The sequence below is a fragment of the Tardiphaga sp. OK245 genome (genome assembly GCF_900108575.1).
Lineage (GTDB): Bacteria > Pseudomonadota > Alphaproteobacteria > Rhizobiales > Xanthobacteraceae > Tardiphaga > Tardiphaga robiniae.
Genome location: NZ_FNWZ01000002.1, coordinates 1,016,456 through 1,032,533, shown reverse-complemented (window position 1 = coordinate 1,032,533; position 16,078 = coordinate 1,016,456). Strand labels below are relative to the sequence as shown.

Below are 16,078 nucleotides of genomic sequence, written 5' to 3'. Positions count from 1 at the left end.
GCAGAAGGGGAAACGGCGAGCGCCGGGGATGTCATGGTCCGCTCCGTTACGCGAGTTTGCCGAACAGGCCTTGCGGCCGGATCAGAAGAACAATGGCCATCAGCGCGAACATCACGATGGTCGCCATTTCCGGTGCGAACAGCGCGGTCATGCTGATCACGACGCCGACCAGAAGACCCGCGATGATCGAACCGACCAGCGAGCCGAGGCCGCCGATGACAGTCACGACGAAGGCTTCGGCCAGCACCAAGGCGCCCATTTCCGGATTAACTGACCGCATCGGCCCGGACAGCACGCCGCCGAGCGAGGCGAGGCCAACACCGAGCCCGAACACCAGCAACCAGACCTTGCTGATATCGACGCCGAGCACCTTCATCATGGTCGGATCGCGCGCGCCGGCGCGCACGATCAGGCCGAATTTGGTCTTCTCCAACCCCATCCACAGCAGCACCACGACCAGGAAGACGACGCCGACAACGAAGATGCGATAGATCGGAAAGAAACCGACGCCGAGATCGACCACGCCGGTCAGTGACGACGGCGTGGGAAACGGAATGCCGTCACTGCCAAATACAATGCGAACACCTTCGACCAGCACGTAACTGAGACCGAAAGTCAGCAGCAGCGGATCGTCGATCGAACGGCCGTAAAGCGGGCGTATCAGGACATATTCGATCGCCATCCCGAACACGCCGATCATGATGGGGGCAACGAGCAGCCCCCACCAGAAACTGCCGGTCAATGAGGCGACCCAAAGCCCGGCATAGGCGCCGACCATGAACAGCGCGCCATGCGCGAAGTTCACCACACCCAGCATGCCGAAAATGATCGACAGGCCGAGCGCGGTGATCACGAGGATCGCACCGAGGGCAACTCCGGAGAAGAGTTGCATCAGAATGAGTTCTGTATCCATGGACGGCGAATGCTTTCGTTAGGCCGGGAAGCCGAGTTCAGTGCAGCTGCGCAGTACGTTTTCCGAAGCCGGCTCATTGGCCACGATACTGAACAGATCGCTGTCGCCCTTCATATCGGCCTTCTTCTTGGACTCGAGCACGAGAACCGACTGGACCGACTGGTGATCGCATTTGCGATAATATTGCGGGCCCTTGGCGACATCGTATTTCAGGCCTTCCAGCGCCGCGATCACCTTGTCGGTGTCGGTACCGCCCGCCACCTGCATCGCCTGCAGCAGCGACGAGACGCCGGTATAGCCATAGGCGCCGTAGTCGGTCGGGATCGCGCCGCCATTGGCCGCGCGATAGGCGTCGTTGAACGCCTTGGCGCTCGGCAACTGGCTCTCAAGGCCCCAATAGTAGTTAGAGCCGCCAACGACCCCTTCGAACACTTCCGGGCTCACCGCCAGCCGCTGGTTATGCAGCAACACAGGCACGACGATCTTGGCCTGCTGCTTGAGGCCGAAATCCACCGCCTGCTTAATGGAATTGGCCTGGTCGCGGCCGAAATTGCTGATGCACAGGATGTCCGGGCGCATCGAACGCAGACGCGGCATGAAAGTCGAGTAATCCGCAGCACCGAACGGGTGCATGATCTCGCCAACGGTCTCGGCGCCGATTACGGCCTGCGCACGCTTGAAGCCACGCAGCATTTCATGGCCATAGGCATAGTCGGCCACAAGATGCGCGACCTTGGTGCCCTTCTTGAAGGCGTGGCGCGCCACGGCGCCTGCGGTCATTGTCGGATTGAGCGCTTCGTGGAAGGTGTATTTGCTGAAGTCCTTCACCTCATTGATGGTGTCGGACTGGCTGATGGAGACATAGAGCACGCCGCGGGCACGCGTCACTTCATTGACCGCGAGCTGCACCGCGCTAGACAGCGATCCGACGATCGCATGCACCTTATCTTTTTCGATGAGCTCGAGCGTGCGGGTCGCCGCCTCGCCGCCATTGAGCTTGTCATCACGCACCAGCAGCTCAATCTTGCGACCGTTGACGCCGCCCTTGTCGTTGAATTGCTTGACGGCAAGCTCTGCGCTCTTGACCTGATCCTTGGCTTCCGCCGCGAACGGCCCGGTCAGTGGTGTCGGAAAGCCGATGCGGATCGTGTCATCGGCAGCGCGTGCGATCCACGGCATGGCGACGACGCTCGCGCCGGTGCCGAGCGCGGCCAGCACGTGGCGGCGCGAAATATGATTGCGTTTGGTGTCTCGAATGTCCTTCGTCATGATGTCCTCCGTTTGATTTCTTTTATGGGTCAGATGTGTCCAAGCGCCTTGAGTATTCGCGCCGGTGTCATTGGTACCTGCGCGACCGTGCCTCCGAATGGCTTCATCGCATCATTCATCGCATTAAGCGCTGCTGCCGATGCCGCAGCCGTACCGGCTTCGCCGACCCCCTTGGCACCGAGCTGGGTATCCAGCGTCGGCGTCTCGACATGTCCGATCTCGATGTCCGGCATCTCCACCGCCATCGGCACGAGATAGTCGGCGAGCGAACCATTGGTGAGCTGGCCACTGTCTCCGTAGACGCATTCCTCGAAGAACGCCGCGCCAAGGCCTTGCACGACGCCGCCGCGGATCTGCTCGTCGACCAGCAGCGGGTTAATGACCCGGCCGCAATCCTCGACCACCCATAGCTTGAGGATCTTGACCAGACCTGTCTCGACATCGAGTTCGAGATGACAAGCCTGAACGCCATTGGTGAATGCGAAGGGATAGCCCTGCGGCGCATAGTGATGCGCGACGGACAGCTGTGCCTGGGTGTCGGGCGGCAGTGTATCGGAACGGAAGTAAGCGATGCGCGCGATCTCGGAGAGTTCGATACGCTGCTGGGCGGTCGCGACATCTACGATCCAGCCACTATGGATGTCGAGCTTATCCGGCTCGTCCTGCAGGATGGCCGCGGCCACCGCCAGCACATTCGCCTTCAGCTTTTTGGCCGCCTGCAACGCCGTTTCGCCGCCGATACCGGCACCACGGCAGGCATAGGTCGCGCCGCCATGCGGGGTGGTGTCCGTATCGCCTGTCATCACCTTGATGCGATCGCGATCGACGCCGAGATGTTCGGCGACGATCTGCCCGATGATGGTCTCGGTACCCTGCCCGAGTTCGGTCACTGAAATCGAGCAATGAACATCCCCCGACGGCGTGACCTTGATCATGGCGCCATCCTGCGACGAGATGCGCGCACCGCCGACGCCATAGAAGGCCGGGCCGGGATTGGTGATTTCCACGAAGGTGGCGATACCGATACCGCGATGAATGCCTTTGGTCCGCAGCTCGGCCTGTTCGGCGCGCAGCCGGTCGTAGTCCATCATCTCCCGTAGCTTAGCGAGACAGGCGTGATGCGACAGCGCCTCGAACTGGTAGCCGGTCGGCGACGTGCAGGGATAGGCATCGTCAGGGATCAAGTTGCGGCTGCGGATGTCGAACACATCCTGCGCCGTCTTGTCGGCGATCATGTCCACCAGACGCTCGGTGACGGTGCAGGCCACCGGATGCCCAACGGCGCGGTACTGGCTCATCTGCACCTTGTTCTGGAATACCACTTGGAGATCAGCCCGGTAATTCCTGAACGTGTAAGGCGCGCCCATCAGGCGATAGACCTGATTACCTTCGACCACACTGGTGCGCGGATAGGCAGAGAACGCGCCGATGCCGGTGACGTCCTCCACATCCATCGCCAGGATATTGCCGTCGATATCCGCCGCCATGCGCGCGCGGACGCGGTGATCTCGCGCGTGGATGTCGGACACGAAAGATTCGATACGATCAGCAACGTATTTGACGGGACGGCCAAGCATCATGCTGAGCCCGACCACCGCCATGTCCTCGTGATACATGTGCAGCTTCATGCCGAACGAACCGCCGATATCCGGTGCGATCACGCGGACGCGGGATTCAGGGAGGCCGTAGTGGAGGGCATAGATGTCCTGGAACTGATACGGCGTCTGCGTCGCATGATGCACCGTCAGTTGCCCTTCGCTGGCATCGTAGTCAGCGATGATCGCGCGCGGCTCCATGGTGACCGCCGTGTGGCGGCCGAAGTGAAACTCCTCCTCCACCACATGCGCGGCGCCGGCGAAGACATCCTCGACACCACCGGTATCGATCTTGCCATGGAAACAGAGATTGCTGCCGAGTTCCGGTGAAATCACCGGCGCATCCGGTGCGCGTGCCGCATCGATATCGACAACGGCCGGCAGCTCGTCGAATTCGATATATACGGACTCAGCAGCATCTTCCGCCAACGCGCGCGTATCGGCAACGACGGCGACCACCGCCTGCCCGGACCATACGACCTTGTCGATCGGCAGCGGCAGCTGTGGCGGCGACCTCATACCCTTGAAGTGATCCATGGTACCAACCCATGGCGTGCAGAGCCTGGCGAGGTCCTCGCCGGTGGCCACCAGCCGCACGCCAGGCATCTCGCGCGCCGTCGTCGCATCAATCGAGACGATGCGGGCGTGCGCATAAGGACTGCGCACATAGGCGACATGAAGCATACGCGGCAGCGTGATATCTGTGACGTATCGGCCGCGACCGGCCAGCAATCGCTTGGCATTCGGGCGCGGCACCGAGCGGCCGATATAGGAATTCGGACGATCGAGTGGAGTCAGCACGCTCATGCGCCAACCTCCTCGGGAGCCGAAGCATTCGCGCCCGCATGACGATCGCGCGCGACCTTCTCGATGGCGTCGACGATCGCTTCATAACCGGTACAGCGACAGTAATTGCCTGACAGCGCGTCGCGAATTTGCTCACGCGTCGGCACACCTGGCTGCGACAGCAGGGCATGGGCTGTCATCAGCATGCCGGGCGTACAGAAGCCACATTGCAGGGCGTTACGCTGATGGAACGCCTCCTGGATGTCCGCAATCACCGCCCGATCATTGAGACCTTCTACCGTCTCGATGGCCGCCCCGCTCGCCTGCACCGCGAAGGTCAGACAAGAATGTACGACGCGGCCATCCAGAATAACCAGACAGGCGCCGCAGACGCCCATCTCGCAGCCGGTATGGGTGCCGGTCAGTTCCAGCGTCTGGCGCAGGAAATCCGCTAGCGTGATGCGCGGCGCGATGCCGTGCGACACCTCAGTGCCGTTCACCGTCATGGTGACATGGACGAGATCGCTCATGCGCCCTGCCTCGCGATCTCGCCCAGCAGTCGGCCGAGAAGAACGCGCGCAAGATGGCGCTTCATGGCAGGCGGCGTGTGCTCGTCTTCAGGCGGATCGAGATCGTCGCCGACAACGGCCTGCGCAGCAGCGATTACAGCCTGATCCAGCTTCTTGCCGATCAGAGCTTCTTCCACCTGCCGGGCGCGCAGCGGCGTGCTGCCGACGGAGAAGAACGCAATACGCACCTGTTTGACGACGTCATCGACGAATTCGGCGAGAACACCGCAGCCGACCAACGCAAAGTCGCCACGCCGACGCGCAAGCTCGTGAAAGGCCCAGCGATGGCCGGGCCTGACCACCGGCACATGAATCGCGACAAGCAGCTCGCCCGGTTCGATCGCTGTCTGAAACAGATCGAGGAAGAAATCGTCGGCCGGCACGCGGCGTACGCCGCCGCGGCTAGCAATTTCGAGCTCCGCGCCCAGCGCCAACGTCATCGCCGGGAATTCCGACGCAGGATCGGCATGAGAGATACTGCCGCCGAGGGTGCCTTTGTTTCGTATAGCCGGATGCGCCACATGCGGCGCGGCTTCGCTGTAGAGCGGCGCGTGCCGGCGGATCAACGGATCGGTCAGCACTTCGTGATGGCGGGTGAGCGCGCCGATGCGCAACCAGTCACCCTGCAGGTCGACACCACGAAGCGTCGGGATATGCGCGATGTCGATCAGCAATTGCGGCGCCTGCAAACGCAAGGCAAGCGCCGGCACGAGGCTCTGGCCACCTGCGATGTAACTCGCATCGTCGCCGGCTTCCTCGAACGCTTTCAAAGCCTCCACCACGGTGGAGGCCCTCACATAGTTGAACGCCCTCGCCTTCAACGTCTTCTCCCTAAACGTCTCGCGGACGTCCAGTTGTGACCATTTGGTCGGAAATCTAGAACACGTCGATTTCCCCGGGTCAACTTAAAATGACCATTTGGTCTCTTTTTCGAATTGAGCTATTCAGAACTCCCGCAACGCGAAGCAAAAATGGCAAAAAAGCCCATCAAATCAGTCGAAAAGCCACCGCGTCGCAACATGCGCGCGGCGGAGCGCGAGCGTTTCATCGTCGATGAAGCCGTGAAATTTTTTGCCGAACACGGCTTCGGCGGGCAGACGCGCGAACTGGCGAAACGCATGGGCATCACCCATTCAGCGATCTACCGCCACTTCCCGAGCAAAGAGGCGCTGATCGAACGCGTCTATGAAGAGATCTATCTCAGCCGCTGGTCACCGTCCTGGGCCGGCCTGATCCAGGATCGCACGCTATCGCTGCAGGCACGGCTGTCGCGCTTCTATCTGGAATATGTCGAGCAGGTCTTCGAATACAACTGGGTGAGAATCTTCGTGTTCTCCGGAATGAAATCGTTCGACATCACCAAGCGCTATCTTCAGATTGTCCGCGAACAAATCATCGAGCCCGCCTGCCGCGAGCTTCGTCACGAATTGAAGCTGCCTTCAAGCGATCAGGTCCCGCTGTCGGAGCGCGAAGTCGAAATGTTCTGGGGCTTGCACGGCCGCATCTTCTATATGGCCATCCGGCGTTTCGTCTACGACACGCCCACACCGGAGCGACTGGACGACATCGTCAACGACGCAGTGAGGGTGTTTCTCGATGGCTCAAAACAGCTGATGCCTGAGCTTGTACAATCGGTATCATGACGTTTGTAGCACAGCCACGCCGGCAGATTGATCAAGCTGCTCGAGCGCATGAAGTGCAGCTACGGAGCCAGGTTCTGCCGCGGCATTGATGTGCCCCGGCACCGGCGCACGCATTTTGCGTCGAAAGAGTGAGATCGCGCCACACCGACATTACGGCTTTCCGAAGTGCGACGCCCGAAATGGGCACCCGAGGTCGGAGAGAAGCTTGCTGTCGTCGTCACGAGTGCAACTGCAGCAGAGGAAAGCGAAACGCGCGTCACCGAGTATCATCAGCGATACTTATGCGCGCTTGTGTAGTTCCTTCACCGCATCGGGACTATCGAAAAGTACCGCTGCGAACAGATTGAATCGTTACGCACCGTGCTAACACTTCTCTGATACCAGCCTCCAAGTTTTAGCACAATAAACTCACTGTTTCGTCCGGTGCTGCGACAAACTCCCGCCTCAAACGTAAACAAACGTTAATCCATGGGCGCTTCGATCAAAGCTAACGCAGAACTGTAGTTACATACCTGCATTTACTTTTACGAAGATTCTTGGGGGCCTCGTCAACGTACTACAATACAGGGGAACGGTATTGGCAACATTACACTACGCATCAGGCGACAACATCGACGCACAAGGTAACTTCACCCCAGCTCAAGCAGGCTTCAATCTTGCCGACGTTTCGTCGGTGGAGCAAGTGAACGCTTTGCCGGCAGGCGTGAAGGGCCTCGTCTGGCTCGATCAGGGTGACGGCGTCACCCAGAGCTTCATCGACGCTGTGAAACCTTACATCGGTAATCCCAACGTCTACGGTTTCTTCCTTAAGGACGAGCCAGATCCCACGGGGCAGTGGAATACCCTCGTGACCGCTGCAAACCTGAAGGCTGAGTCCGATTGGATTCACGCCAACGTTCCGGGTGCGAAGACGTTCATCACCATGATGAACATGGGATCTTCGGATAATCCCAGCTTCGCGAATACGTACACCCCGGAGAACACCCATATCGACCTCTTCGGAATCGATCCGTATCCGGTGCGGTCGGATAGCTCGACAGTCGACTACAGCATGATTGACAAGGCTGTCGCTGCCGCCAAAGCCGCTGGAATTCCGGAGGCCAGCATCGTCCCGGTATTTCAGACATTCGGCGGCGGTAACTGGGTCACCGATCAGGGTGGTCACTATGTGATGCCGACCGCCGCGCAGGAACAGCAAATGCTCGACCATTGGGCATCTGTCGTTCCCAATCCGGCTTTCGACTACGCCTACGCCTGGGGATCACAGAACGGAGACGTGGCGCTGGAAAACTCGCAAGCGCTCCAGAACGTATTCCTGCAGCACAATACGAGCACGACGACGGATTCGACGTCGACTGGAAGCACGACTCCGGTTGACACGTCGAGCAGCAACCCGACGACGCCGGTCGATACGTCGCATAGCGGCACCTCGACGGATACGACGTCTTCGAGCGATTCTTCGACGACGCCCACGGCCTCTCAGCCAACGACGACGGCGCCGACCACCGATACCAGCGGCTCCGGGCACAACCACCATCACAAGGCTGACTCCTCCCAGTCGACAGATGGAAGCACATCGTCCGGTTCCGGAGGTGGACACCATCACCACGGATCCGCGGCAAACGCGTCCGTGAGCACTGCAACGGATACCGCTTCCAGCAGCGTTACCGACACAGCGTCGGTCGACACCTCGACTGCGCCCACAACCACCGAGCCAACGACGACGGCGCCGACCACCAACGCCGGCCACTCCGGGCATAACCACCATCACAAGCTGGACTTCTCCCAGCTGACCGATGGAAGCACATCATCCGGAGGTGGACACCATCACCACGGATCCGCGGCAACCGCGTCCGTGAGCGCTGCAGCGGATACCGCTTCCAGCAGCGTTGTCGACACCTCGACTGCGCCTACGACCACCGAGCCGACGACGACGGCTCCGGCCACCGACGTCGGCAACTCCGGGCACAACCACCATCACAGGCTGGACTTCTCTCATCTCACGGATGGGAACAAATCTTTCTGGGGTGGTCATCATCAGCACGCATCCGCTTCGCCCGCTGCAACCGCAGCAGCGACGGCTGCAACGGATACGGCTTCGAGCGACGTCACCGACGCAACTCTGGCGCCGCATCTGGATCTCGCCAGCCTCCACAACAACCATCACGTGGATCACCATTCGTGGCACTGGTAAACCCGCAGAACTGAGTCTGCGACAAAGAACGACATATGCGCGGTGATCCGCGCATATGAAAGCGACTTGGGGGGCCTTCATGGCCCCCCATTTGGGGATCATCGCGGCCAGTATGGTCGCGAGAGGAATGCCGTCTCGCGCAGTGCGGGATGTGTTGCGTACGAGCCAATTCGCGCTCGCTTCTTCGCATATGGCTTCTCTAACGTTAGCGCCGTCCGATCCGGGCGGCCTGGATGCACACATGTATACTTCAGCAAGACCGCCCACGCTTGCGGACGCTTTCCGCCAGATACGTCCAGGCCTGCTTGCCGCTGGCGGGCTGTCTATCTTCATAAATCTCCTGGTGTTCGTTTCGCCGCTTTATACGATGCAGATCTACGATCGCGTGCTGACGAGCCGAAACGCGATGACGCTGTTGCTGCTTTCGCTGATCGCGCTCGCGCTTTTCATCAGTTACGCAGCACTCGAGCACTTTCGCAGCCGTGTTCTCGTGCAAACCGGAATTCGCTTCGACCATTTGCTGTCAGGAGAAGCTTTCGAAACGGCTCTCGCGCAGGCAGTGCGCACAGGAAGCTCGCATCATGTTCAGCTGTTGCGCGACGTCGACACATTGCGCGACGTTCTATCCGGCGGCGTGATCACGTCTCTGATGGACGCACCCTGGACTCCGATTTTTCTCGGCATGTGTTTTCTGCTTCATCCGTCGATCGGCATGGTTGCTCTGACAGGCGCGCTGGTCATCCTTGCGCTCGCCTTTCTCAATGAGCGCGCCACCAAAGCGCCGCTGATGGCGGCTTCGTTCAAGAATCTCCACGCTCTGGACCGATTGACGTCCTCGCTTCGTAACGCGGAAGCGATCCGTGGTCTCGGAATGGGGCCTGCCATACGCGCCGCCTGGGGCGCCACGCATGGACAGGCGCTCGTTGAAAGCGCCAAGGCCGGAGAACGCGGCGGAACGCTGCTCGCAATCTCGAAATTTCTGCGGATGGCGATTCAGGTGGCGATTATGGGCGTCGGGGCTTACCTGGCAATTCATCAGGAGATCTCGGGAGGCGTTCTCTTCGCTGCCTCCTTGATCATGGGGCGCGCGCTCGCACCGGTAGAGGCGGCTGTCGCGCAATGGAGAGCGTTCGTGTCGGCGCGGACGTCTTTTTCCCGCCTCGACGAGGCTCTGCGGACGCGGGCGACGGAAAGACAACCGACGCGATTGCCGCCCCCGGTCGGCAACATCTCCGTCGAGGCTTTGACCGTTATGGTACCGGGATCGCAGTTGGCGGCGATTTCCGATGTCAGTTTCCGGCTGTCACCTGGCGAAGTTGTTGCGATCGTCGGTGCGTCCGGTTCCGGCAAATCTTCCTTAGCGCGCGCGCTGGTTGGAGCCTGGCCAGCCGCACAGGGTTGCGTACGTGTCGATGGAAATGACATCCGGCATTTCGAGGCCAGTTTCCTTGGACAAAGTTTCGGTTACTTGCCGCAGGATGTTGAATTATTCGCCGGGACCGTCCGCGACAACATCGCTCGCTTTCGTGACGGCGCGTTGGATGAACAGGTTGTCGAGGCGGCGCAGCTGGCTTCGGCGCATGCCATGATCCAGCGGCTGCCGCAGGGCTACGACACTGTCATCGGGGAAAACGGGGCGGGTCTTTCCGGCGGCCAGCGACAACGCATCGGGTTGGCCCGCGCACTTTTTGGCAGGCCCGTCTTTGTCGTGCTCGATGAACCGAACGCCAATCTGGATGGTGACGGCGATCGTGCTCTGGCTGACGCCATCCAAATGCTCCGTAAGCAGCGTGTGACGATCGTGATCATCAATCACAGACCAAATCTCCTTTCATTGGTCGACAAGATTGTTTTCATGCATGACGGACGCATCGGGCGCGCGGGTACGCGCGAAGAGCTTCTTCCCTTGCTTCTTGGTGAGACCGTTGCGCCCATGCGCCGCGAACCGCGGATCGCAACAGAAAGCCACCGAGTTGATGGGGCCTCGCGCCACGCGCCGTTCCCAAGTTCGGCTCGGCCTGTCCATGTCACGAGGCAATGATGAAGATTCCAAAATTGCGAGCAGAGATTGCTGCTCAGGACGAACTGGCGCGACTCCTCAGACGTTTGAGCGATGGCGGCCACGCGTTTCGCAGGCCTGATGTCTTGCAACGATTTATGGAGATCAAGGCGCGGTTGCTGATCTGGCTATCAAAGGTATGGCTGTCGATATTCCGGAATCGCGACGCCGGGAACGCAAATGGCGACCCATCGGGCGATTGGCGCACTCCGGCGAGACGCGGCTTTGGCATCGTGTTCCTGACCTTCGTTGTGTTTGGTGGTTGGGCTGGCCTGGCCTCCATCGACGGTGCCGTCGTGGCTGCGGGCTCGATCGTCGTCGAGAGCGACCGTAAGTCCGTACAGCACCTGGAAGGCGGCATCGTCCAAAGCCTGATGGTGAGGGGCGACGCGCATGTCGAACAGGGACAGGTGCTGTTGCGGCTCGATCCAACTCAGGACCGGGCACGGGAGGAGATCGCGCGTTCGGCCGTGTATTCGGCAATCGCGGAAGAGGCGCGCCTGCTTGCGGAAGCCGATGGGGCCGATACGATCACGTTTCCATCCGAACTGACGCAGAAGGCCTCCGATCCCTCTGCGCAGCGTGCCATGGGCGACCAGAAGCGGCGGTTCGAGGAACGCCGCGTCGCGCGAAAGATCGAGGTTTCGATCCTTGAAGAGAAGGTCGGACAGGCGCAGCGCCAGATCCAGGGAAACGCTGCGCAAAGCAAGGCTGCACGCGCGCAGTTCGACAGCATGGCGCAGGAATATACCAAGCTCAAGCCGCTCGCCGACCAGGGGATTGTTCCGTTCGCGCGGATTGCGACTCTGGAGCGTTCCAAATCCGACCTTGAGGGCCGAATTGGTTCATACGACGCCGACATCGCGCGCTTCGGACGGATCATCGACGAAGCACGGTTACAGATCAATCAGGTCGGGCAGAAAGTTCTGGAGGAAGCCACCGGTAAGCTTGCCGACACCCGCGCTCAGCTCGCTGACGCGCGCGAGAAGCTGCGCATGGCCGCAGACGTTCTCGGTCGGATGGATGTTCGCGCATCTCGCTCCGGACGTATCGTCAATCTGAAAGTCCATACGGTCGGCGCGGTGATCAAGCCGGGCGACGTCTTGATGGAAATCGTACCGGACAACGACGTCCTCGTGGTTGCCGCGAAAATATCCTCTCTCGATGTCAATCACGTACAAATCGGCATGCCCACGGAAGTGCGGCTTCCCTCGTTCAAGGCTCGCTCGACGCCGATCGCCATCGGTGAGGTTCTCTCGGTGGCAGCCGATGCGCTTCGCGACGAAGCCACGCACCAGCCTTACTACGAAGTCAAAGTTTCAGTGCAAGTGACGAAATTTCCCGACAAAATTCGCGAGAAGCTCAAGCCCGGCATGATGGCCGACGTCCTGATCGCGACTGGTGAACGCACCGTTCTTGCCTATCTCATGCAACCGATGACCGATGCGATACGGCGTGGCATGCGGGAGGACTAGGGGACCAGCCGGCGCCGCGACTTGCCGAAGCCTCGCCGGCGGCTTGGTTCAGTTCAGCACAACCGTCGTTGCCGCAATGCCAAGACATTGAAGATGTTGGAGCATTGAATGGACGAGCGGGCGCGAAGGCAATTGCGCATGCCGCAAGGCGACAGATATGTCGGGCTGGTATCTTCGCAACGGAGGCGAGCGAACTGGTCGCGTTGTCCTGCACTCGTACGCGCGTCGGTCAGGGCGCGGGCCAGTTGCATGCCGTCGCCATCTTGCGTCGGATGGCATTCAAGCCGACCAATTGAAACGTACTTTCATATGCCGGACCTTTCCCAACGTGGACTTTAACGAGAAGCTGGCTACCATCCGGCATTGAACGGAGCAAGCGGACGACGTCGCCTGGAAAGGCAAGACTTTTCCCCACTTCTATGGCTCTCCAGCGCTGTTCAACAGCCGGCTCTTCGTTGATCCGGTGCGCGACCTTCACCTCACCATCCGGGACCTGCTTCCAGGACCCCTTTGTGGAAATTATCAACTCCGTGCGATGGGCGCGACAATGGATGGCGAGCGCGGAGGCAGCATTTTGCGATGCTGTGCGCGCTGTCATCAGCGCCTCAATCTGCGGCTGATAATCCACCGGAGAGGTGGTCTCGCTGATGATCCAGTTCGGACTTGGAGACGGCGTGGTAGCGTGGGTTTCGGTCATCTCCCCCAACAGCTCATCGACGCACTTCAAGCGCTCCATGCCTTCAAACTGTGAGCAGGTCTTCAGGCGATCTATGGCGCCACCGGTTTGAGCACACACAGTCTGGCTCATAACCAAGAGCACAGCCAGACCGAGAGTACCCGTGTCCTTCATGGGGACCGTCCCGCTGTTACGGCTTGCGGAAGATCAAGCCATTCCTGCGCCGGCTTAAACCGGCCGAGGCTCGGCACGCTGGCCCGCAGATTGACCTCCTTCCATTTCGGATCGAAACCAGGGGACTGCAACCGGTCGAAGCGACCAAACAGGTGATCGACAAGGCGCGCCACGCGCCGGTATCGGTCAGACTGTTGTGGCCAGTTATAGGCCGCAAGAATGGTGGGGACTGCAATCGTCGCTATCCGCTCACCTTTCGGCACGAGATTCGGATAGTCCGCCGCATCGATAGACGATGGAAGATAGTAGTCCTCAAATTTGGCGCCGTATTCGACGGAGAGGAACTTAAATCCGGGATCCCAGCGTCCCTTCAGAAAGGCGTCGACGGGCTTTGACGTCACAAACACAACGGCCGCGATTTCTCCGCGCTTCATTTGCTCCAATGCGACCTGGTGCGGAATGAACATCTTTTCCACGTTTAGTCCCAGCCGACTGAAGATCAGCGGACCGGAATAGGCGGCTGCCGTACCTTGCGTATTGAAATTGACCTTTTTTCCCTTGAGTTCTTCGAGCGACCGGATCTCCGGGCGGACGAATATGTGCAGTTCGGACGGAAAGAGGTTCAGAACGTAAACGATACGCCGTTCGATAGACGGAACTTGAGCTTTATATTCCTCAAGAGCATCCGTGTTGATGATCGCCGCATCAACGCCTCTAAGATACAGCAGCGAATTGACGTTTTCCGTTGCTCCGCGCGTCACGATCGGGAGGACGTGAAGCTTATCCTCCTCGTTTACGACGCGAGCGATCTCTGCCGCGAGACGAAGCGGAGCCCCTTCAATGAGCCCGCCGGCGAGGCCGACAGTCCATGCATTGATGCGCTCTTTCGCGGCCGTTTCGGTCCTTTTCACCGCCGCCATAGCCTGCGTCTCGCGCGTCGGGAGAGATTGGGCATTGGCAGCCAGTTGCAGCCCGAACGCCGCTAATGCCATAGCAAATGAGAACTTGATGAGCGACATGCGAGTCTCCATTCTCGGAATGACCATCTACGCGTCACGAGCTGGCTGCTATTTCAGCGACTCAATCCTCGCCTTCGCATCCTCAATGCCGCCCGCCTGTGCCTTTTCATACAGTTCGAGTGCCTTTCTGGAATCACCGAGGACTCCACGTGCGCTCCACGATTTCAGCACGCGGGCGTCGTAGGTCTCCGCGAGCATAAAGGCGGCTCGCGCGCTACCATGTCCAAGAGCGTGTTCAAGCAATGGGCGCGCCCCGCTGATGTCAGCTTGCCGGAGCAATGCGTTCGCCCGAACAAGCAGTCTCTGTTCGTCCGCCACAGAATAGGGAGCGACACTCGCCAGCACGGTTGCCTCTGATGCCACGGGGACTTTCGGCTCCACACTTGGCACGGCTTCGCGAGCGGTCGACCGTGCTTGCGGTGGCGTTTCCAACACGGACGATCGTTCCGCATATGAAGCGACGGCCTGAGTGGAAGCCCACTGCGGCAAGGCGCTCTTTCCCTCGGTCGTCTTCGCACGGGGCTCCACCGCGCCTTCGTTCCGACCAGTAGGGGCGGGTTGGCGCGAAGCGAGAGTCTGAGAAACACTCACGGCAGCAAGCTGCTGGTTTCGAGCCTCCAGTTGGTTCTTAACAAGAGCAAGCTCCTGCACAAGTGCGTCAGCACGCTCGCGCTCGCTGGCAAGAGCTCGCTTCTGCTCTGCTGCCGTGGTGTTGCTGGCCTCCGTCACCCGAAGCACCTCAGCGTGTGCCGCCGCGAGACGGCTGGCATGCTCCTCGATCTGCTGACGCGCCGAGGAGAGCTCGCGGGCGACTGCCTCGGTCCGGCTGCGCTCCTTTGCAGATACGCGCTCTTGTTCGACCTTCGCAGCCTCGACGATCCGCGCAGCCTCCGGCGTCGCGGCACGCGCCGCGTCGAGTTCGGTCCGGAGAGAGAACAATTCACGCATGAGGGCTTCCGTCCCGTCTTGCTGCTGTTTGAGCTGCTGTTCGAGCGCCTGCTTTTGCTCGATCTCTGCCGCGGTGGCTTTTGCGGCGTCCGAAGCTGCGATCCGCACCGTATCGAGTTCCGCCCGAAGGGAAGCAAGGTCATGGGTGGGCGCGTCTGCCTTCCACCGCTCCTGCTGTTCGAGCGCCTGCTCTTGCTTGATCTCTGCCTCGGTGGCTTGCACAGCTTTCGAAATCACGATCCGCGCCGCGTCGAGTTCCGTCCGAAGGAAGGCAAGCTCACGCATAAGGTCGATTGTTTTGTCTCGCTCGTGTTCGAGCGCTTGCGTTTGCCTGATCCCTACCTCGATGGCCTGGGCAGATTCCTTACCTGCCACCCGCGCCGTCTCGAGTTCCGCCCGGAGGGTCGCAAGTTCACCCGCAAGGGCGTCTGCCCTAGCTCGCTCTTGATCAAGCGCCTGTCTTAACGTGGTGCTGGTCGCTTCAGCCGTCGACTGGGCCGCATTGAGTTCTGCTCGGGGGGGCGCGACAAGCACAGGTGCAAGGGCTTCAGCCCTGTTCCGCTCCCGTGTTTGAGAAGATTCGGAGGCCTGCGCGCGGAATTGGCTTTCACCGCATAGCCCATCCTCCGCAGCCCCAATGAGGACCCACAGAATGCAAGCTCCTACTGCAGACGAGGCACGCGCAGCGGTTCTGCTTGTTGCGCGGGAGCCCTCAACAGCTTTGGATCGCGGTAGCCAATGCGATGCTACCTCAACTG

At 60.3% G+C, this 16,078-nt stretch carries 12 protein-coding genes; 4 read left to right on the top strand and 8 right to left on the bottom strand.

Features of this window, described 5'->3' with window-relative positions; translation table 11 throughout:
• Nucleotides 1–46 precede the first annotated feature (46 nt).
• From BLW80_RS11555 to BLW80_RS11535, 5 genes are read right to left on the bottom strand one after another with little or no spacing between them, the layout of a single operon-like run.
• Nucleotides 47–913, bottom strand: a complete 867-nt coding sequence (locus tag BLW80_RS11555) for a branched-chain amino acid ABC transporter permease (protein WP_089266642.1) — start codon at nt 911–913, stop codon at nt 47–49.
• Between the two features lie 18 nt (nt 914–931).
• A complete protein-coding gene (locus BLW80_RS11550) occupies nt 932–2,182 on the bottom strand; it encodes an ABC transporter substrate-binding protein (protein ID WP_089266640.1) in 1,251 nt (416 codons plus the stop codon).
• A gap of 29 nt (nt 2,183–2,211) precedes the next feature.
• Nucleotides 2,212–4,584 (bottom strand): xanthine dehydrogenase family protein molybdopterin-binding subunit, encoded by a 2,373-nt coding sequence (locus tag BLW80_RS11545; RefSeq protein ID WP_093757991.1) that lies wholly within the window; start codon nt 4,582–4,584, stop codon nt 2,212–2,214.
• Nucleotides 4,581–5,093, bottom strand: a complete 513-nt coding sequence (locus BLW80_RS11540; protein ID WP_093757990.1) for a (2Fe-2S)-binding protein — start codon at nt 5,091–5,093, stop codon at nt 4,581–4,583. Before BLW80_RS11540 ends, BLW80_RS11545 begins: the two co-directional genes overlap by 4 nt.
• On the bottom strand, nt 5,090–5,953 hold the full coding sequence (locus tag BLW80_RS11535; RefSeq protein WP_093757989.1) for an FAD binding domain-containing protein: 864 nt from the start codon (nt 5,951–5,953) through the stop codon (nt 5,090–5,092). The genes BLW80_RS11540 and BLW80_RS11535 overlap by 4 nt, the downstream gene beginning before the upstream one ends.
• Nucleotides 5,954–6,103: 150 nt before the next feature.
• Here BLW80_RS11535 and BLW80_RS11530 point away from each other — a divergent pair, with 150 nt between their 5' ends.
• The 4 genes from BLW80_RS11530 to BLW80_RS11515 all read left to right on the top strand — a co-directional run bounded on the left by BLW80_RS11530 (nt 6,104) and on the right by BLW80_RS11515 (nt 12,503).
• Entirely contained in the window at nt 6,104–6,775 is a 672-nt protein-coding gene (locus BLW80_RS11530) for a TetR/AcrR family transcriptional regulator (RefSeq protein ID WP_244528110.1), read from the top strand.
• 577 nt (nt 6,776–7,352) lie between these two features.
• Nucleotides 7,353–8,969 (top strand): calcium-binding protein, encoded by a 1,617-nt coding sequence (locus tag BLW80_RS30600; RefSeq protein WP_210185318.1) that lies wholly within the window; start codon nt 7,353–7,355, stop codon nt 8,967–8,969.
• 241 nt (nt 8,970–9,210) lie between these two features.
• Nucleotides 9,211–11,010, top strand: coding sequence for a type I secretion system permease/ATPase (locus BLW80_RS11520; protein WP_093757988.1), 1,800 nt, complete (start codon nt 9,211–9,213; stop codon nt 11,008–11,010).
• Nucleotides 11,011–11,114: 104 nt separating this feature from the next.
• On the top strand, nt 11,115–12,503 hold the full coding sequence (locus BLW80_RS11515; protein WP_244528108.1) for an HlyD family type I secretion periplasmic adaptor subunit: 1,389 nt from the start codon (nt 11,115–11,117) through the stop codon (nt 12,501–12,503).
• A gap of 229 nt (nt 12,504–12,732) precedes the next feature.
• On the opposite strand, the gene BLW80_RS11510 is transcribed toward BLW80_RS11515, so the two are convergent.
• Genes BLW80_RS11510 through BLW80_RS11500 form a run of 3 tightly spaced genes read right to left on the bottom strand, consistent with a single transcriptional unit; the run spans nt 12,733 to nt 15,695 of the window.
• Nucleotides 12,733–13,353: a type VI secretion system-associated protein TagO gene (locus BLW80_RS11510; protein ID WP_093757987.1), complete on the bottom strand. Its 621-nt coding sequence runs from the start codon at nt 13,351–13,353 to the stop codon at nt 12,733–12,735.
• Complete coding sequence (locus BLW80_RS11505) at nt 13,350–14,372, bottom strand: TAXI family TRAP transporter solute-binding subunit (protein ID WP_093758233.1); 1,023 nt, start codon at nt 14,370–14,372, stop codon at nt 13,350–13,352. Before BLW80_RS11505 ends, BLW80_RS11510 begins: the two co-directional genes overlap by 4 nt.
• Before the next feature lie 48 nt (nt 14,373–14,420).
• Nucleotides 14,421–15,695 carry a coiled-coil domain-containing protein gene (locus BLW80_RS11500; protein WP_139285808.1) on the bottom strand — a complete coding sequence of 425 codons (1,275 nt, stop codon included), beginning with the start codon at nt 15,693–15,695 and terminating at the stop codon, nt 14,421–14,423.
• Nucleotides 15,696–16,078 lie beyond the last annotated feature (383 nt).